The organism is Cellulomonas sp. P2_F12 (assembly GCF_056403775.1).
The window spans coordinates 155,312-173,877 of the sequence record NZ_JBFUEV010000008.1 but is presented as its reverse complement, the minus strand read 5'-3'; the positions used below and the strand labels follow the sequence as shown (position 1 = coordinate 173,877).

16 protein-coding genes are annotated in these 18,566 nt (G+C 73.1%); 9 read left to right on the top strand and 7 right to left on the bottom strand.

What is annotated here, in order from left to right; genetic code table 11:
• Positions 1-47 precede the first annotated feature (47 nt).
• A complete protein-coding gene (locus AC1DWH_RS16465) occupies positions 48-1,094 on the bottom strand; it encodes a LacI family DNA-binding transcriptional regulator (RefSeq protein ID WP_477094584.1) in 1,047 nt (348 codons plus the stop codon).
• 246 nt (positions 1,095-1,340) lie between these two features.
• On the opposite strand from AC1DWH_RS16465, the gene AC1DWH_RS16460 reads away from it, so the two are divergent.
• The 6 genes from AC1DWH_RS16460 to AC1DWH_RS16435 all read left to right on the top strand — a co-directional run bounded on the left by AC1DWH_RS16460 (position 1,341) and on the right by AC1DWH_RS16435 (position 8,145).
• Positions 1,341-1,706 (top strand): L-rhamnose mutarotase, encoded by a 366-nt coding sequence (locus tag AC1DWH_RS16460; protein WP_477094583.1) that lies wholly within the window; start codon positions 1,341-1,343, stop codon positions 1,704-1,706.
• Positions 1,703-2,857, top strand: a complete 1,155-nt coding sequence (gene rhaI / locus AC1DWH_RS16455) for an L-rhamnose isomerase (protein ID WP_477094582.1) — start codon at positions 1,703-1,705, stop codon at positions 2,855-2,857. The genes AC1DWH_RS16460 and rhaI overlap by 4 nt, the downstream gene beginning before the upstream one ends.
• Complete coding sequence (locus tag AC1DWH_RS16450) at positions 2,854-4,887, top strand: bifunctional aldolase/short-chain dehydrogenase (RefSeq protein WP_477094581.1); 2,034 nt, start codon at positions 2,854-2,856, stop codon at positions 4,885-4,887. Before rhaI ends, AC1DWH_RS16450 begins: the two co-directional genes overlap by 4 nt.
• Before the next feature lie 91 nt (positions 4,888-4,978).
• A complete protein-coding gene (locus tag AC1DWH_RS16445) occupies positions 4,979-6,436 on the top strand; it encodes a rhamnulokinase (protein ID WP_477094580.1) in 1,458 nt (485 codons plus the stop codon).
• A 103-nt stretch (positions 6,437-6,539) separates the two neighbouring features.
• Positions 6,540-7,313: an SDR family NAD(P)-dependent oxidoreductase gene (locus AC1DWH_RS16440; RefSeq protein WP_477094579.1), complete on the top strand. Its 774-nt coding sequence runs from the start codon at positions 6,540-6,542 to the stop codon at positions 7,311-7,313.
• A 172-nt stretch (positions 7,314-7,485) separates the two neighbouring features.
• Positions 7,486-8,145, top strand: a complete 660-nt coding sequence (locus AC1DWH_RS16435) for a class II aldolase/adducin family protein (RefSeq protein WP_477094578.1) — start codon at positions 7,486-7,488, stop codon at positions 8,143-8,145.
• Positions 8,146-8,151: 6 nt separating this feature from the next.
• Here AC1DWH_RS16435 and AC1DWH_RS16430 read toward each other — a convergent pair whose 3' ends face one another.
• Positions 8,152-9,066: an AEC family transporter gene (locus AC1DWH_RS16430; protein ID WP_477094577.1), complete on the bottom strand. Its 915-nt coding sequence runs from the start codon at positions 9,064-9,066 to the stop codon at positions 8,152-8,154.
• 132 nt (positions 9,067-9,198) lie between these two features.
• On the opposite strand from AC1DWH_RS16430, the gene AC1DWH_RS16425 reads away from it, so the two are divergent.
• Genes AC1DWH_RS16425 through AC1DWH_RS16415 form a run of 3 tightly spaced genes read left to right on the top strand, consistent with a single transcriptional unit; the run spans position 9,199 to position 13,132 of the window.
• Positions 9,199-9,957 carry a 3-ketoacyl-ACP reductase gene (locus AC1DWH_RS16425; protein WP_477094576.1) on the top strand — a complete coding sequence of 253 codons (759 nt, stop codon included), beginning with the start codon at positions 9,199-9,201 and terminating at the stop codon, positions 9,955-9,957.
• Positions 9,957-11,978 carry an FAD-binding protein gene (locus tag AC1DWH_RS16420; protein WP_477094575.1) on the top strand — a complete coding sequence of 674 codons (2,022 nt, stop codon included), beginning with the start codon at positions 9,957-9,959 and terminating at the stop codon, positions 11,976-11,978. Before AC1DWH_RS16425 ends, AC1DWH_RS16420 begins: the two co-directional genes overlap by 1 nt.
• Entirely contained in the window at positions 11,978-13,132 is a 1,155-nt protein-coding gene (locus tag AC1DWH_RS16415; RefSeq protein WP_477094574.1) for an SGNH/GDSL hydrolase family protein, read from the top strand. Before AC1DWH_RS16420 ends, AC1DWH_RS16415 begins: the two co-directional genes overlap by 1 nt.
• 15 nt (positions 13,133-13,147) lie before the next feature.
• Here AC1DWH_RS16415 and AC1DWH_RS16410 read toward each other — a convergent pair whose 3' ends face one another.
• The 5 genes from AC1DWH_RS16410 to AC1DWH_RS16390 form a co-directional block, all read right to left on the bottom strand.
• Positions 13,148-13,498 carry an SHOCT domain-containing protein gene (locus AC1DWH_RS16410; protein WP_477094573.1) on the bottom strand — a complete coding sequence of 117 codons (351 nt, stop codon included), beginning with the start codon at positions 13,496-13,498 and terminating at the stop codon, positions 13,148-13,150.
• 62 nt (positions 13,499-13,560) lie between these two features.
• Complete coding sequence (locus AC1DWH_RS16405; RefSeq protein WP_477094572.1) at positions 13,561-14,475, bottom strand: sugar phosphate isomerase/epimerase family protein; 915 nt, start codon at positions 14,473-14,475, stop codon at positions 13,561-13,563.
• Complete coding sequence (locus tag AC1DWH_RS16400; protein ID WP_477094571.1) at positions 14,472-15,635, bottom strand: Gfo/Idh/MocA family protein; 1,164 nt, start codon at positions 15,633-15,635, stop codon at positions 14,472-14,474. Before AC1DWH_RS16400 ends, AC1DWH_RS16405 begins: the two co-directional genes overlap by 4 nt.
• A gap of 312 nt (positions 15,636-15,947) precedes the next feature.
• Entirely contained in the window at positions 15,948-17,459 is a 1,512-nt protein-coding gene (locus tag AC1DWH_RS16395; RefSeq protein ID WP_477094570.1) for a mannitol dehydrogenase family protein, read from the bottom strand.
• A complete protein-coding gene (locus AC1DWH_RS16390) occupies positions 17,456-18,553 on the bottom strand; it encodes a LacI family DNA-binding transcriptional regulator (protein ID WP_477094569.1) in 1,098 nt (365 codons plus the stop codon). Before AC1DWH_RS16390 ends, AC1DWH_RS16395 begins: the two co-directional genes overlap by 4 nt.
• Positions 18,554-18,566: the final 13 nt, after the last annotated feature.

The following is an 18,566-nucleotide window of genomic DNA, read 5'->3' as shown; positions in this document are numbered from 1 at the left end:
CGGGGTCCGGCGAACGGGCGAGCGCGCGCGGCGGGGCCGGCTCGGCGTCAGGCGGTCGGGTCCGAGGAGCCTCGGACCACCAGCTCCGGCTGGAACTGGACGCGCTGGTGCTGGAACGCGGCGCCCTCGGAGCGCTGGCGCAGGAGGAGGTCCGCGGCGGTCCAGCCGAGCTGGTGGGTCGGCTGGCGGACGGACGTGAGCGGCACGGTGAGCATCGACGCGAAGACGACGTCGTCGTACCCGACCACCGCCATCTCGCCGGGGATCGCGACGCCGTGGGCCCGCAGCGCGCGAAGGGCGCCGAGGGCGGTGAGGTCGTTGACGCAGAACACGGCGGTCGGGCGCGCGCCGTCGAGGCCGAACAGCTCGTCGATGCCTGCCTCGCCGCCGTCGGCGTTGAGCGACCCGATGGTGATCTCGACCAGGGCGTCGGCGGGGTCGAGGCCGGCGGAGGTGAGCGCGTCGAGCACGCCGGCGCGCCGGTCCTGGCACTGCTTGATGGTCAGCGGCCCGTTGATGAACGCGATGCGCGTGTGGCCCAGCCTGATGAGGTGCTCGACGGCGAGGGCTCCGCCGCGGACGTCGTCGACGGCCACGGACGAGACGTCGTCGAGCGGGGAGGTCGTGTCGAGCAGCACGACGTCGATGCCGCGGTCGCGCAGGGCCAGCACGCTCTCGAGCGAGCCGGCCGACGGGGTGACCATGACGCCCTGCACGCCGTGCTCCTCGAACAGCCGCAGGTAGCGGGCCTCGCGCTCGGGATCCTCGTCGGAGGACGACAGCATCAGCGTGTACTCGTCGACGGCCAGGCGGTCCTCGACGCCGCGCGCGACCTCGGTGAAGAACGGGTTGGCGATGTCCAGGACGATCGCGCCGACGGTCTGGATGGTCCCCGCGCGCAGCTGCCGGGCCGAGGCGTTGCGGACGAACTGCAGCTCCTCGATGGCGACCAGGACGCGGTCGCGCGTGGAGTCGCTGACCTGGTCCGGGCGGTTGAGCACGTTGGAGACCGTGCCCACGGACACGCCCGCCCTCTTGGCGACGTCCGTGATGGACGGGCGGCGGTCAGCGCGTCCCCGTGTCGTCGTCGACATCGACCGTCGTCCTCTCGTCGATCGTCAGGCGTGCGTGCGGGCGTGATGGCGGCCGCGCGTGCGCCCGATGCTAGTTGTCGCCGAACGGCCCGGGGTGTCGCCCCGAGCGTGCGGTCGTCCCTGTGCCTACGGTCGCTCACCATGAATCGATTCACAATAGCTCGCGGATGGCTTGACACTCGACAGGACACCTCCTTAGAGTGCGTGAATCGTTTCAACGACGAGATGATCCCAGGAGGCCCAGCCATGACCCGCGTGTGCTTCATCTCCCGTGTCCGGCCCGACCGGCTGGACGAGTACCGGTCCCGGCACGCCGCCGTGTGGCCCGAGATGCTCGAGGCCCTGCGGGACACCGGCTGGCGCGACTACTCCCTGTTCCTCGCCGACGACGGACTGCTCGTCGGCTACCTCGAGACGGACGACTACGCCGCCGCCCAGGAGGCCATGACCCGCACCGCGGTGAACCCGCGGTGGCAGGCCGAGATGAGCGACTTCTTCGTCGCCGACGGCAACCCGGACGAAGGCTTCCGCGTCCTCGACGAGGTGTTCCACCTGGAGGACCAGCTGCTCGCGGCCGGCCTCGCCACCCACTCCCAGGAGCTCCGCGCATGACCACCCTCGACGCACTCGCCCAGCAGACGATCGAGCTCCCCTCGTGGGCGTTCGGCAACTCGGGCACCCGGTTCAAGGTGTTCGCCCAGCAGGGCGTCCCTCGCGACCCGTACGAGAAGATCGCCGACGCCGCCCAGGTGCATCGGTTCACCGGCGTCGCCCCGCGCGTCAGCCTGCACATCCCCTGGGACCTGGTCGACGACTACGACGACCTGGCGGCCCACGCGGCCGGTCTCGGCGTGAGCATCGGCGCGATCAACTCGAACCTGTTCCAGGACGACGACTACATGCTCGGCTCGCTGACGCACCCGTCCGCGGACGTGCGCAAGAAGGCGGTCGCGCACCACCTGCAGTGCATCGACGTCATGCGCGCGACGGGGTCCACGGACCTCAAGCTCTGGCTGCCGGACGGTCTGAACTACCCCGGCCAGGACTCGCTGCGCGCCCGGCAGGACCGGCTCGCGGACTCGCTGGCCGAGATCTACGCGGCCCTCGACCCGAACCATCGGCTGATCCTCGAGTACAAGTTCTTCGAGCCCGCGTTCTACTCGATGGACATCCCGGACTGGGGCACGTCGCTGCTGCACTGCCTGGCGCTCGGGGACCGCGCGTTCGTCGTGCTGGACACCGGGCACCACGCGCCGGGCACCAACATCGAGTTCATCGTCGCCCAGCTGCTGCGCGCGGGCCGGCTCGGGGCGTTCGACTTCAACTCCCGGTTCTACGCCGACGACGACCTCATGGTCGGCTCGGCGGACCCGTTCCAGCTGTTCCGGATCATGCACGAGATCGTGCAGTCGGGCGCCCTGGCACCGACGAGCGGCGTGAACTTCATGCTCGACCAGTGCCACAACATCGAGCCGAAGATCCCGGGGCAGATCCGCTCGGTCATGAACATCCAGGAGGCGACGGCCAAGGCGCTGCTGGTCGACGCCGACGCGCTCCTCGAGGCGCAGACGACGGGCGACGTGCTGGGCGCGAACGGGCAGCTGATGGACGCGTACAACACGGACGTCCGGCCGCTCCTGGCGGACCTGAGGGAGTCGCAGGGCCTCGACCCCGACCCGATCGGGGCGTACAAGGCGTCGGGGTACGCGGAGAAGATCGTCGCCGAACGGGTCGGCGGCAACCAGGCGGGATGGGGAGCATGAGCACGGTCGCAGCAGAGCTGGTCGCACGGTCGAACCGACTGGGGGCGGACCCGCGCACGACGAACTACGCCGGCGGGAACACGTCGGCCAAGGGCACCGCGACGGACCCGGTGACGGGTGAGGACGTCGAGCTGCTCTGGGTCAAGGGCTCCGGGGGCGACCTGGGAACGCTGACGGAGAAGAACCTCGCGGTGCTGCGCCTGGACCGGCTGCGTGCGCTGGTCGACGTGTACCCAGGGGTGGAGCGCGAGGACGAGATGGTCGCCGCGTTCGACTACTGCCTGCATGGCAAGGGGGGTGCGGCGCCGTCGATCGACACGGCGATGCACGCGCTGGTCGACGCGGTGCACGTGGACCACCTGCACCCGGACTCGGGGATCGCGTTCGCGACGGCGGCCGACGGGGAGGCGCTGACCGAGGAGGTCTTCGGCGACTCGGTCGTGTGGGTGCCCTGGCGCCGGCCCGGTTTCCAGCTCGGGCTCGACATCGCGGAGATCAAGGCGAAGAACCCGCAGGCCATCGGCTGCATCCTGGGCGGGCACGGCATCACGGCGTGGGGCGACTCGTCGGACGAGGCCGAGGAGCGTTCGCTGGAGATCGTGCGGACCGCGGAGGCGTTCATCGCCGAGAAGCTCGCGGCCGGCCCGCACCCGTTCGGTGACGTGGTGCAGGCTCCGCTCGCCGACGACGAGCGCCGCGCCCGTGCCGCCGCGCTCGCGCCCGTGATCCGCGGCCTGGCGTCGACGGACCGGCCGCAGGTCGGGCACTACACCGACTCGGACGTCGTGCTGGACTTCGTGTCCCGCGCCGCGCTGGGTCGCCTCGCGGAGCTGGGCACGTCCTGCCCGGACCACTTCCTGCGCACCAAGGTCAAGCCGCTGGTCGTGGACCTGCCTGCGGACGCGCCGCTGGAGGACGTCGTCGGGCGGCTCAAGGAGCTGCACGCGCTGTACCGCGCCGACTACCAGGGCTACTACGACCGCAACGCGACGCCCGACAGCCCGGCGATCCGCGGCGCGGACCCGGCGATCGTGCTGGTCCCGGGCGTGGGGATGTTCTCGTTCGGCAAGGACAAGCAGACCGCCCGCGTGGCCGGGGAGTTCTACGTCAACGCGATCAACGTGATGCGCGGGGCCGAGGCCATCAGCACCTACGTGCCCATCGACGAGGCGGAGAAGTTCCGCATCGAGTACTGGGCGCTGGAGGAGGCCAAGCTGCAGCGCATGCCGGCGCCGAAGCCGCTGGCTACCCGCGTCGCGCTGGTCACGGGCGCCGGGTCGGGCATCGGGCGCGCGATCGCCGAGCGCCTCGCCGCGGAGGGGGCTTGCGTGGTCATCGCGGACCTCAACCTCGAGGGGGCCCAGGAGGTCGCCGCGTCGCTGGGCGGTCCGGACGTGGCCGTCGCGGTGCGGGCCGACGTGACGTCCGAGGCCGAGGTGGCGGACCTGATCGCGGCCACGTCGCTCGCGTTCGGCGGCATCGACCTCGTCGTCAACAACGCCGGGCTGTCCATCTCCAAGCCGCTGCTGGAGACCACCGCCCGCGACTGGGACCTGCAGCACGACGTCATGGCGCGCGGCTCGTTCCTGGTGGCCCGGGAGGCCGCGCGGGCGATGATCGCGCAGGACATGGGCGGCGACATCGTCTACATCGCCTCGAAGAACTCGCTGTTCGCCGGCCCGAACAACATCGCGTACTCGGCCACCAAGGCGGACCAGGCCCACCAGGTCCGGCTGCTCGCCGCCGAGCTCGGGGCCTTCGGCATCCGCGTCAACGGGGTCAACCCCGACGGCGTCGTGCGCGGGTCCGGCATCTTCGCCGGCGGCTGGGGCGCCCAGCGCGCGGCCACCTACGGCGTGCCCGAGTCCGAGCTGGGCGCGTACTACGCCCAGCGCACGCTGCTCAAGCGCGAGGTGCTGCCCGAGCACGTGGCCGCCGCGGTGTTCGCCCTGACCGGCCCGGACCTGGTGCAGACCACCGGCCTGCACGTCCCGGTCGACTCGGGCGTGGCGGCGGCGTTCCTGCGGTGAACCCCCAGAACGTCACTTCACCGCGAGAACGGCACTGCGAGGTGCCGTTCTCGCGCCGATCTGCCGTTCTCGGCGCATTCCCGGTGGCACCGTGAGCGCGTTCGCCGCGGTCGATCTCGGGGCGTCCTCCGGCCGCGTCATCGTCGGGACCGTCGCCGACGAGCGCGTGACCCTGCACGAGGTCAACCGGTTCCCCAACGGGCCCGTGCGGGTGGGCGGCTCGCTCCACTGGGACGTGCTGGGGCTGTACCGCGGCATCCTCGACGGGCTGCGGGCGGCCACCCGGGAGGCCGGGGTGCTCGACGGCATCGGCATCGACTCGTGGGCCGTCGACTACGGGCTGCTCGATGCCGACGGGGCGCTGCTCGGCACCCCGTTCCACTACCGGGACGCCCGGACGGACGGGGTGCCGTCGACGGTCTTCGCCACGATCCCGGCCGCCGAGCTGTACGCGCGCACCGGGCTGCAGGTGCAGCCGTTCAACACGGTCTTCCAGCTGGTCGCCGCGCAGGGCACGGCCGCGCTCGCTGCCGCACGGCAGCTGCTGCTGATCCCTGACCTGCTCGGCTACTGGCTGACCGGCGAGCGCATCGCCGAGGTGACCAACGCGTCGACCACCGGCCTGCTCGACGCGACCACCCGTTCGTGGGCGCCGGATCTCGCCGAGCGGGCGGGCTTGGACCCACGGCTGCTCCCGCCCCTGCGCGACGCCGGCGTCCTGCTCGGCCGCGTGCGCGACGACGTCGGGCTGCCCGGGTCCGTCCCCGTGTGGACGGTCGGGTCGCACGACACGGCGTCGGCGGTGGTCGCGGTGCCGGCGTCGGGCAGCGACTTCGCCTACATCTCGTGCGGCACGTGGTCGCTGGTGGGGCTCGAGCTGGACCGGCCGGTGCTCACCGAGGAGAGCCGCGCGGCGAACTTCACCAACGAGGCCGGCGTCGACGGGACCGTGCGGTACCTGCGCAACGTCATGGGCCTGTGGGTGCTGCAGGAGTCGATCCGCACCTGGAACGAGGCCGGCCTGCCCGCGGACCTGCCCGACCTGCTCGCCGCCGCGGCCCGGGTCCCGGCGCTGACCACCGTCGTGGACATCGACGGACCGGCGTTCCTGCCGCCCGGGGACATGCCCGCGCGCATCGCCGCCGAGGCCGTCCGCACCGGGCAGACGCCGCCGCAGTCGCAGGCCGAGACCGTGCGGTGCATCCTCGACTCGCTCGCGCTGGCGTATCGCCGGGCGGTCCGGCAGGCGTCGGTGCTCGCCTCGCGCGACGTGTCCGTGGTGCACGTCGTCGGCGGGGGCGTGCGCAACGAGCTGCTCTGCCAGCTGACCGCGGACGCGACCGGGCTGCCGGTGGTCGCCGGGCCGGTCGAGGGGGCCGCGCTGGGCAACGTCCTGGTCCAGGCGCGGGCGGCCGGGGTGCTGTCCGGGGGGCTCGGGGACCTGCGGGCGGTCGGCGCGCGCGGGCTCGACCTGCGCCGCTACGAGCCGGGCGCGACCGGCGGCCCGACGCAGCCGCAGTGGGAGTCGGCGGAGCAGCGGGTGGGCTGACTCGCGAGCGCGGGACGAAGGTCCATAGGCGGGCACGCGCGCACTTCCTAGCGTGGAGACGAGGCCCCTCGATGGCGTCGGGCCCTGTCCCGAAGGAGTCGTCATGCGCACCGTCGTCGTCACCGGATCGGCATCGGGCATCGGGCTCGCGACCGCAGAGATCCTGCGTGATCGCGGCGAGCGAGTCATCGGGGTGGACCTCCACGACGCGGACGTGATCGTCGACCTCACCACCGTCCAGGGCCGGGCGAGCCTGGTCGAGCAGGTTCGGGAGCTCAGCGGCGGGACGATCGACGCGGTCGTCGCGAACGCCGGCCTGGCCCTGCCGATCCCCGCGACCATGGCCGTCAACTACTTCGGCGCGCTGGCCACCCTCGAAGGCCTCCGGCCGCTGCTGCTCGGCTCCGACGCTCCCCGCGCGGTGCTCACCAGCTCGATGGCGAGCCTCATGCCGCACGACGAGCTGCTGGTCGACGCCGCCCTGGCGGGCGACGAGACGAAGGCGATGGCCCGCGCGCACGAGGTGGTCGACGCCGGCCACGGCGACCTCGTCTACGCGTCGAGCAAGGTCGCGCTCAGCCGGTGGATGCGCCGGGTCGCCGCGACGCCGGAGTGGGCCGGCGCGGGCATCCCGCTCAACGGGATCGGCCCCGGGATCGTCGAGACGCCGATGACGGCCGACCTGCTGGCGACCGACGAGCAGCGTGTCGCGATGGCGGAGATGGTGCCGATGCCGCTGCACGGGTACATGCAGGCCGAGGTGCCGGCCCGGCTGCTGGCGTGGCTGGTCGGCGAGGAGAACACGCACCTGTGCGGTCAGCTGGTCTTCGTCGACGGCGGCTCGGACGCGGTGATCCGGGGCGACAGCACCTGGTGAGGCTGGAGACCGGCGCGAGGTACCGCTGCGGACGGGACCGCGCGCCGGTCGTGCCATCGTGCAACCGACCGGTCGCCCCGGTCGGGGACGAAGGTCCCTCGTTGCCCCCGTCGGCCCGCGGGATGCTGGTTGAAAGGATTCACCGCCTGACCGAGAGGCCCCCGACATGCTGATGGCGACGCCGACCCGCGCGACCTCCCGGGTGCGCGAGGAGATCCTGTACTACTGCCGGGAGTCGGTCCGTTGCGGCCTGAACTTCAACACGCAGGGCAACATCAGCGTCCGCCTGACCGCTCCCGACGGCACCGAGGCGATCGTCATCACCCCGTCCGACGTGCGCTACGACGTGATGACCCCGGACGACCTGGTCGTCGTCGCCATGGACGGCACCGTGCTCGAGGGCGACCTCCTCCCGTCGACCGAGCTGCCCGTCCACCTCGCCCACTACGCGCGCCGGCCGGACGCCCAGGCGGTCGTCCACACCGAGTCCACGTTCGTGAACGTGCTGGGCGTGCTCGGTCGGACCATCGACCCGGTGCTGCTCAACATGGTCCTGTACGCCAAGGGCCCGATCCCGGTCATGCCGTTCGAGTTCTCCACCAACGCCGACTTCGGGCGCCGCAGCGCCGAGCTGATGGGCGACGACGTCAACGCCGTGGTGTGGGCGAACCACGGCCTGCTCGCGGTCGGAAGCTCGCTGAAGCTGGCGTTCAAGGTAGCGGTGGCCGTGGAGGAGAACGCCGAGGTGCTCCACCGCGCGAGCCTGGCCGGGTCGCCGAACGTCCTCGTCTACGACCGCATCGCGATCCCGGAGGGAGCGCGCCTGCCCTGACGCGAGTCAGCCCAGGGTGCCGGCCACCACGAGGAGCACGGGTACGCACAGCACGGTCGTCACGAGGCCGGCGTCCCGCGCGAGCGCCTCGCCGTGCCGGTACTGCATGGCGTAGACGAGGACGTTCTGTGCCGTCGGCAGCGCCGCCATGGCGACGACGGCGAGGAGGGCGTGCGGCGGGAGGCCGAGCGCGGTACCGAGCGCCCACGCCAGCACCGGCTGCACGACCGTGCGCAGCGCGACGGCCAGGACGAGGTCGCCCCGGGGAGCGGCGGTGTCGACCGTCCGCGGCACGGCCAGCGACATGCCGAACGTGAGCAGCGCGAGCGGCGCGGCGGCGGCGCCGACCAGCCGGAACGGCTCGAAGAGCACCTCCGGCGGTCGCCAGGGCAGGGCCGCCAGGACCAGGCCGACCAGGGTCGCGACGATGATCGGGTTGCTCAGCGTGCGCCGCAGGACCGGTCCGGGCCGCAGCGGACCTGTGCGGGCGTCGAGCACGGCGAACGCGACGGGCGCCAGCACCAGCAGCTGGAACAGCAGCGTCGGGACGACCGCGACGGCGTCCCCGAGCAGGTAGACGGCCAGCGGGAGCCCGAGGTTGCCCGCGTTCACGTACGACGACGCGAGCGTGCCGACCGTGACGTCGGCCGACGACCGGCGCCAGGCCGCCCGGAGCACCAGCACCGCGACGAGGGCGACCGTCGCCGTCGACGTCCACGTGACCACGGCCGTCCGCGACAGCAGCAGGTGCAGGTCGGTGTGCGCGACCGTGGTGACCAGGAGCGCGGGGGTGGCCACGGCGAACACGACCCGGGCGAGCACGGGCGCGGCGCGCTCGCCGAGGACGCCCCGCCGGGCGAGCACCCAGCCGAGCGCGATGACCGCGCCCATGGTGCCCAGCGCCGTGAGCACGGCGGTCATCGCGAGATCACGTGCCCGATCCTCGCACGCGGTTCTTCAGCCGGAAAGCGCTTGCCTCGACCGCGGCCCGCGTGGCACGATCGGGGGGACGCGCAGGTCACGCGCGCGTCCCGCACACGAGGGAAGGCAACGATGCCGGCAGTCGCACTGGTCACCGGGGGCAATCGGGGGATCGGCCTCGGGATCACGCAACGGCTGCTCGCCGACGGCTTCGCCGTGTCGATCCTGGCCACGCGCGAGGAGCCGACCGAGCTGCTGGAGTCGCTGGACGCGCCCGGTCGGGTGCGCTACGTGCGCGGCTCGGTGGCCGACCTCGAGGACCACGCCCGGTTCGTCGACGACGCGGTCGAGGCCTGGGGTCGCCTCGACCTGCTCGTGAACAACGCCGGGGTCGCTCCCGCCGTGCGGGCGGACCTCCTCGAGGCCGGCCCCGAGAGCTTCGACCGGGTGCTCGGCATCAACCTGCGCGGGCCGTACTTCCTCACGCAGACGTTTGCGAACCGGGTCATCGCGCTCGGGTCGGACCGTCTCCCTCGGGCCACCATCGTCAACGTCTCGTCCATCTCCGCCACCGCCGTCTCCACCAACCGCGGCGACTACTGCGTCTCCAAGGCGGGCGTCGCGATGGCCACCCAGCTGTTCGCGGTCCGCCTGGCCCCCGAGGGGATCGTCGTCTACGAGGTGCGCCCCGGGGTCATCGCCACCGACATGACGGCGGGCGTGACCGAGAAGTACGACGCGATGATCGAGAACGGGCTCGCGCCGATCAACCGCTGGGGCAGGCCGTCCGACGTCGCCGGCGCCGTCTCGATCCTCGCCTCCGGCCAGACCCCGTACTCCACCGGCGAGGTGTTCCACGTCGACGGCGGCATGCACATCCCGGTGCTGTGATGTCGATTGAGCTGGACGGCGTCCCCGTCGTCACCGTGAACACCGTCGTCGTCGGCACCGGCTCGGCCGGCTTCTGCGCGGCGGACCGCCTGTGGGAGCTGGGCCAGACCGATCTCGTCATGGTCGCCGACAAGGTCAACGCGGGCTCGTCGCGGAACGCCGGCTCCGACAAGCAGACGTACTACAAGCTCACGCTCTCGGGCGGCGACGGCGACTCCGTGCGGGAGATGGCCGAGACCCTCTACTCCGGCGGCGCCATGGACGGCGACAACGCTCTCGCCGAGGCCGCGCTGTCGGCCCGCGGGTTCTTGCGCCTGTGCGACCTCGGCGTCCCGTTCCCGCAGAACCGGTACGGCGAGTTCATCGGCTACAAGACCGACCACGACCCGCGGCGTCGGGCCACGTCCGTCGGGCCGTACACCAGCCGGTCGATGGTGGAGCAGCTCGAGAAGAAGGTCCACCGCAACGGCACGCGGATCTACGACGAGTGCCGCGTGGTCGACGTGATCGTCCAGGACGGCGCGGTCGCTGGGCTCCTGGTGCTCCGGACCGACGTCCCGCACGACGGCGCCGAGAGCCCGTTCCTGCTGTTCCGCTGCACCAACCTCGTCTACGCGACCGGCGGACCGGCCGGGATGTACGCGACGCGCGTCTTCCCGAACGGCCAGTGGGGCGCGTCCGGCGCCGCCTACCGCGCGGGCGTGCACGGCAAGAACCTCACCGAGTGGCAGTTCGGCCTGGCCTCGACCCACCCCCGCTGGAACGTGTCCGGCACGTACATGCAGGTCGTCCCGCGCTTCGTGTCGACGGATGCTGACGGCGGGGACGAGCGCGAGTTCCTGACGGAGGCCATCCCCGACTACGGGCGGCTCATGTCGCTGGTGTTCCTCAAGGGGTACCAGTGGCCGTTCGACATCCGGAAGGCGCGCGACGGCTCGTCGCTGATCGACCTGCTGGTCTACCGCGAGACGGTGCTGCGCGGGCGGCGGGTGTTCCTCGACTTCCGGCGCAACCCGGTGCATGCGGAGTTCGACCCGACCGCGCTCAGCCCTGAGGCGCACGACTACCTCGACCGCGCGGGCGTGCTGTTCGGGACGCCGATCGAGCGGCTGCGGCGCATGAACGAGCCCGCGTACCAGTTCTACCTGGGCAAGAACCCGTACGTGGACCTCGAGACGACGATGCTCGAGGTCGACGTCTGCGCGCAGCACAACAACGGCGGGCTCGTCGTGGACGCCTGGTGGCAGTCCAACGTCGAGGGCTTCTTCCCGGTCGGCGAGGCGGGCGGCGCGCACGGGGTCTACCGGCCCGGCGGCGCGGCGCTGAACAGCGGGCAGGTGGGCGCGACCAGGGCGGCGCAGTTCATCGCGGCGCGACGCGCGTCGGCACCCGCGCCCTTCGACGACGCCGCCATCCCCGTCCTCGAGGCCGCCCGGGACCTGGTCGCCGCGTCGTCGGCGCGCGCGGCCTCCGGCATCCCCGACAACACCGGCGACCTCCTGCGCGAGGTCCAGGTGCTCATGAGCGCGAAGGCCGGCCCGGTCCGCTCCGCCGCGTCGATCGACGAGGCCCTGGCCCAGGTGCACGAGTGGCTCACCGCGTACGAGTCCACGGTCTCCGCCGATGCCTCCTCGCGCCGCTCGATCAACCGGGTCTTCCTGGTCCGCGACATCCTGACCAGCGCGTACGTGTACCTCTCGGCAATGGCCGACTACGTCGCGCACGGCGGGCGGTCCCGCGGCTCGGTGCTCTACACCGACCCAGCCGGCGAGCTCCCGCACGGGCTGCCCGCCCTCCCGGACGTCTTCCGGTTCACGCTGGACGCCGGCGCACTCGACGACGAGGTGCAGGAGACGTCGTGGGTGCCGGCTCGTGGATGGCGCCCGGTCGTCCCGCGGGCGTCCGAGGACCCCGCCGGCGAGCCCGTGTTCCGCTGGCGGCCGCGCCGGCCGATCCCCGAGGACGACGACTTCTTCGAGAACGTGTGGCGCGAGTTCCGCGAGCACGGGAACGTCCTCTGATGGGGTTCCCGGCCACGATCCCGCTGCCCGATCCGCGCGTCGAGATCCGCGGCGCTGCCTGGCTCGAGGAGTCCCTCGACGGCGTGCTCCCGCACCGGCTCCCGGCGTGGGCGCGACGTCAGTTCCCCGACGGCTTCATGGCCATGGTGGAGGCGCAGCCCGCCGGTGTCCGCCTGCGCTTCCGGACCGCCGCGCGCACGGCCGACCTGACCGTCCGGGTGCTCCGGGTCGCCGTCGAGCACGCGCCGCCGGGAGCGCCCCAGCCGTACGACGTCGTGGTCGACGGGGCGGTCGTGCCGCAGTCGTCGGCCGTCGCGTCCGAGGCCGGCGTGCTGCTGCTCGAGCCACTCGCCGGCACGACCGTTGAGCTGCCCGGGCCGCCCGGCACCGTCCACCTCGCGCTCGGCGGCGACGGGATCACCGAGCGGGACGTCGAGATCTGGCTGCCGCCGGGGGAGACCACCCGGCTCGTCGCGCTCAGCACCGACGCGCCGGTCTCGGCGGCTCGGCCCGTGGACCCCCCCCGATGGGTGCACCACGGCTCGTCGATCAGCCACGGCGCCGGCGCGGCGTCGGCCCTCGGCGCCTGGCCGACGGTCGCCGCGCGCGCCGCCGGGCTCGATCTGGTCAACCTCGGGTTCTCGGGCAACGCCGTGCTGGACCCGTTCGTCGCACGCGCCGTCCGGGACCAGCCCGCCGACGTCATCTCGCTCAAGCTCGGCATCAACGTGGTCAACCACGACGCCATGCGCCTGCGGGCGTTCGTCCCGGCAGTGCACGGGTTCCTCGACACCATCCGCGAGGGTCACCCGACCACGCCGCTCGTCGTCGTCTCGCCCCTGCTGTGCCCGCTCGTCGAGACCACCCCGGGTCCGACCTCCCTCGACCCCGCGGACCCGTCGGTGTTCCGCACGCTCGGTCACCCGTCCGAGGTCGCCGCCGGCAAGCTCTCGCTCACGGTGATCCGGTCGGCGCTCGCGGCCGTGGTCGCGTCGCGTGCCGACGCGGCCCTCACCTACGTCGACGGCACCTCGCTCTACGGCTGGTCCGACTGGGACGACCTGCCGATGCGGGACCTCATGCACCCCGACGCGGCGGCGCACCGGCTGATCGGGAAGCGGTTCGGCGCGGTGCTCGGGGGCGTGCTGGCGTAGGTCGCCGCGGCATCCTCAGAGCCCGTCGATGATGCGCTGGCGGATCTCCCCGAGTTCGTCGGCCGTGATCAGGCCGCGATCGTGCAGGTCCTGCGCCTCCGCGAGCCGGGCCTCCGCCGAGCGGTCGGTCGGCTGCTCGGGTGCACGGTCGGACGCCCGCTCGGGAGCGAGCAACTGGCTGTTCCGGGCCTGGGCGAGGAGCTGGGCCTCCGCCGTGAACGGGTCAAGGCCGGCCTTCCGCAGGACCGACGCCTTGCGGACGGCGGTCACCACCGAGAAGACGATCCCCAAGACGATGATGATCGGGATGATGACCGCCGCCGCGCTGAACGTCGCGTCGAAGGCTGTGGGGGCGAGCGGGTCCATCGCGGGTCCTCCGGCGGTCGGCGTCGACGTCGTCACACGCTAGCGGCGGCGACCCCCGCCCGTCAGAGGAACGGCTGGACGTGCTCCAGGTAGCGCGCCGAGAGCGTCGCGACCGTCTCGTCGCCGGGCGCGTCCCAGACGGCCTGGTTGAAGATCTCCACCTCGACGTCGCCCGCGTAGCCGGTCTCGGCCACCCAGCGCGTGATCGTCGGGAAGTCGATGAAGCCGTCACCCACGTGCCCGCGGGACAGCAGGGCGTCGGACGCCAGCGGCAGGATCCAGTCGCACACCTGGTAGCCCGCGATCCGGCCGGCGGCACCCGCTCGCGCGATCTGCCGGCGCAGGTCCGGGTCCCACCACACGTGGTACGTGTCGATGACGACGCCGACGACGTCCGCCGGGAACGGCTCCGCGATGTCGAGCGCCTGGCCCAGCGTCGAGATGACCGCGCGGTCCGCGACGAAGATCGGGTGCAGCGCCTCCAGCACCAGCCGGACGCCGTGGCCCGCCGCGAACGGCGCGAGCTCCCCGATGCGGTCGGCCACCCGCCCCCGGGCGGCGACCAGGTCGCGCCCACCCGTCCCCGGCCGCGCCGGACGGCCGGGCTCGGTGGACGCCGGGAGGCCGCCCACGACCATGACCAGCTCGCGCGTGCCCAGGGTCGCCGCCTCGACGATCGCGCGGCGGTTGTCGTCGAGCGCGGCCTTGGCGTCGGCGTCGTCCTCCGCGGTGAGGAAGCCGCCGCGGCACAGCGACGAGACGCGCAGACCGGCGTCGGCGACGATCTTCGCCGACTCGGTGACGCCCGCCTCGTGCACGCGGTCGCGCCAGAGGCCGATGGCGGGCAGGCCGGCGCGCACGGCGCCGTCGACCGCTTCCCGCAGCGTCCATGACTTCGTGGTCGCCGTGTTCAGGGACAGCCGGCTCAGGTCACCGGTCGCTGCGCGTCCGGAGGTCACGGCGTGGACCGTGCTCACAGCGTGATCGTCGGGACGTCGAGCCGGCGGCCCTCCGCCGACGACCGCAGACCCAGCTCGGCCAGCTGCACGCCGCGCGCGGCCGAGAGGAGGTCGAACCGGTGGGTCCGCCCGGCGACGACGTCGCGCAGGAACTCCTCCCACTGCAGCTTGAAGCCGTTGTCGAGGTCGCCGTTCGCGGGCACCTCGAGCCACTGGTCGCGGAACGACTCCGTGACGGGCAGGTCGGGGTTCCACACCGGCTTCGGCGTGTGCGCGCGCTGCTGGGCGACGCACTTGTTCAGTCCGGCGACCGCCGAGCCGTGCGTCCCGTCGACCTGGAACTCCACCAGCTCGTCGCGGTACACGCGGACGGCCCACGACGAGTTGATCTGCGCGACCACCGGGTCGCCGTCGGGCGTCTCGATCTCGAAGATCCCGTACGCCGCGTCGTCGGCGGTCGCGTCGTACGCCTCGCCCCGCTCGTCCCAGCGCGTCGGGATGTGCGTGACGGCCTGCGCGTTCACCGTCCGGACCGTGCCGAGGATGCCCTCCAGCACGTAGTTCCAGTGGCAGAACATGTCGACGACGATGCCGCCGCCGTCCTCCTTGCGGTAGTTCCAGCTCGGGCGCTGGGCCTCCTGGCCGTCGCCCTCGAACACCCAGTAGCCGAACTCGCCGCGCAGCGACAAGATGCGGCCGAAGAAGCCCTCGTCCACCAGTCGGCGCAGCTTGACCAGGCCCGGCAGGTACAGCTTGTCGTGCACGACGCCCGCCGTGACGCCCGTACTCTCGCGCAGCCGCGCCAGGTCGATCGCGTCCGCCAGCGTCTCGGCCGTCGGCTTCTCCGTGAAGACGTGCTTGCCGGCCTTCATCGCCGCGGCGAGCGCCTCGTACCGGCGGCTGGTCACCTGCGCGTCGAAATAGATGTCGACCGTCGGGTCCGCGATCACGGAGTCCGCGTCGGTGGTCCAGTGCTCGACCCCGTGCAGCTCCGCCAGCTCCCGGACCTTCTCCGCGTTGCGGCCCACGAGGATCGGCTCGACCTGCACCCGCGTGCCGTCCTCGAGCGTGACCCCGCCCTGGTCGCGGATCGACAGGATCGAGCGGACGAGGTGCTGGCGATAGCCCATCCGACCGGTGATGCCGTTCATCCCGATGCGCAGGGTGCGAGTGGTCATGGGTGCTGCTCCGAGGGTTCGGGACCGCGTTGTCGGTCGGAGTGGAATGCGCTTTCCAATGTAGCGCATCCCGGTCCGGTCGCGTCAAGGGGACGACGCGATCGGCCCGGCCCGGCCCGACCCGACTCGACCCGGCCAGGGGGGCATCTAGGTGAAGACTTCGTCGCGCCAGGCGCGACAAAGTCTTCAACCAAGCCTCAAACCGCGACGAAGTCGCCGCGCAAGCCCCAACCGCGACGAAGTCGTCGCCCAACCCCCAACCGCGACGAAGTCTGCAACCAAGCCTCGGCTCGGTGGCGCGATCGGCCGAGGTCAGGTGCGGACGGTGACCAGGTCCGCGACGGCCGCGCGCACGGCGACCCGGAACGGCGTCGAGTCCGCCAGGTCGTCACCGAACACCGGGCGGACGGCGAGCATCCGGTCCGCGAGCGTGTCGAGTGGGCCGGCCGCAGCCTCCGCGAGCGTGGTGGCCAGCGGGTCGTCGAGCGCGATGCGCCGCCCGTCGACCGTTAGGTCGCCCTGCGTCGTCGCGTGCACGTACGCGATCCAGGCGGCGACCGTGCCGGCGGCCGCCACGGGCACCGCGCCGGCGGCGAGCCGGTCGCGCACGGTGCCGAGCAGTCGTTGCGGGAGCTTCTGCGACCCGTCCATCGCCACCTGCACCGTGGTGTGCCCGGTGTTGGGGTTGGCGAACCGCTCGAGCACGTCGTCCCGGTACCGCGCGAGGTCGAGGCCGTCGGGCGCCACCAGGGTCGGCAGGACGTCCTCGTCCACGAGCGCCCGGACCGCACCGGCCAGGTCCGGGTCGGCCACCGCCTGCGCGATCGTCGGGTGCCCCCGCAGGGCGCCGAGGTACGCGAGCGTCGAGTGGCTCGCGTTCAGCACCCGCAGCTTGGCGCGCTCGAACGGAGCGACGTCGGAGGTGAGAGTGGCCCCGGCGCGCTCCCATGCCGGTCGAGGTCCGGCGAACGAGTCCTCGACGACCCACTGCGAGAACGGTTCACCCACCACCAGGCCGGCGTCCGTCAGGCCGAGGAGCCCGAGCGCCTCGTCGCGGTGGGCGTCGGAGGTGGCCGGGACGATCCGGTCCACCATCGTCCCCGGGAAACGGACCGAGCCCTCGATCCACCCCCGCAGAGCGTCGCCGCCCGGGACGGCGTCGAGCGCAGCGCCGACCAGCGCGCCGAGCACGGCGCCGTTGTCCGCGAGGTTATCGCAGCAGACCACGGTGAGCGGGCCGGAGTCGCGGCGCCGGCGGAGGGCCAGGCCGCGCAGGAGCAGGCCGACCGGCGAGCGCGCCGGCGCCGGGTCGGTCGACCCGCCGCGCAGCTCGGCGGCGAGCGAGGCGAGGTCGGCCGCCAGGTCGGGGTCCGTGAGGTCCGGGCCCCCACCCGCGGCCCGTCGGTAGCCCTTCTCGGTCACCGTCAGCGTCACGACGTGCGTGGTCGGCGCCGCGATCGTCGTCATCACCCGGGCGGTGTCGGTGCCCGGGAACGCGACGTCCCGCAGGGACCCGACGAGGCGGAGGGACGTCTGCTCGGCGCCCTTGGTCAGGACGCCGTAGAGGCCGTCCTGGGGCGCGAGCTGGTCGACCACACGGGCGCTGCGCTGCGTCACGCCGAGGATTCCCCAGCCCAGCTCGCCCGTCGCGGCCGCCGCGTCCTCGGTGAACACCGCCTGGTGCGCCCGGTGGAACGCGCCGAGGCCCAGGTGCACGATCCCGACGCTCACCGAGCCCGGGTCGAGCACGGGCAGCCGGACGGTCGGGGCCAGGCGGCGTGCATCGAGGGAGGCCAGGGCGGCGCGCGAGAGCCGGTCCGTCATCGTGCCGCCCCGCTCGCGATGCTCGCCACGCCGGTCGACGCGCGGACCACCAGCTCGACGCCGATGCGCACGGTGGGGGCGTCGCCGTCGGCCGTCGCCGTGCTGGTGATGCCCTGCCTGCTCTGCGCGGCCGTGCTGAGCGCCGCGGCGAGCGCGGACTCCACGGCCGTCGGCACCGACCCCGTCTCGACCAGCAGATCGACGGCCGCGCGGCCCAGCCGGGCGAGCGGGACGGTGACCGTGGTGAGCGCCGGCGACACCAGGGTCGCGGCCGGGATGTCGTCGTACCCGACGACCGAGACGTCCTCGGGGACGCGTATCCCGCGTGCCCTCAGGCGGCTGAGGACGCCGAGCGCGAGCAGGTCGTTGTGGGCGAGCACGGCGGTCACCCCGCTGGCCGCGACCAGGTCGCCGGCGGCCACGCCGCCGCCGAACACCGGCGGGAAGTGCCCGAGGTCGACCACCTCGACGCTGCGCAGGCCGTGCGAGGCGTGCTCGAGGCCGCGCCTCCGCTGGGCGTCGGACCACGAGCCGACGGGGCCGCCGGCGTAGCCGATCCGCCGGTGGCCCAGGGCGTGCAGGTGCGTCACGGACTGGCGGATCCCGTCGGCGTTGTCGATCACCACGGACGGCAGGCCGTCGTGCAGGCGGTTGACGAGCAGGAGCGGGACGTCGCGGTCGAGGACGGCCCGGCTGAGCCGGTCCAGCTCGGTCTCCGACATGCGCGGGGAGCAGAGCACGACGCCGTCCACCTGCGCGCCGAGGTGCCCGACGAGCTCGGCCTCGAGCCGGGGGTCCTCCTCGGCGTCCGCCACGAGCAGCGCGAACCCCAGGGCGCGCGCCCGCGCCTGGACGCCCTTGGCGACGGCGGCGAAGAACGGGTTCTCCAGGTCGGGCACGACGAGGCAGAGGTTGCCGGTGCGCCCGGTGATGAGCTCGCGCGCGGCGCGGTTGGGGCGGTAGCCGAGCTCCCGGGCGACGTGCTGGACGTGCTCGCGGCGGGCCGGCGCGACGAGGTCGGGGGCGCTGAGCGCGCGGGAGGCCGTCGCCGGCGAGACGCCGGCGGCCCGCGCGACGTCGCGCAGCGTGACCACCACGTGGCACCCC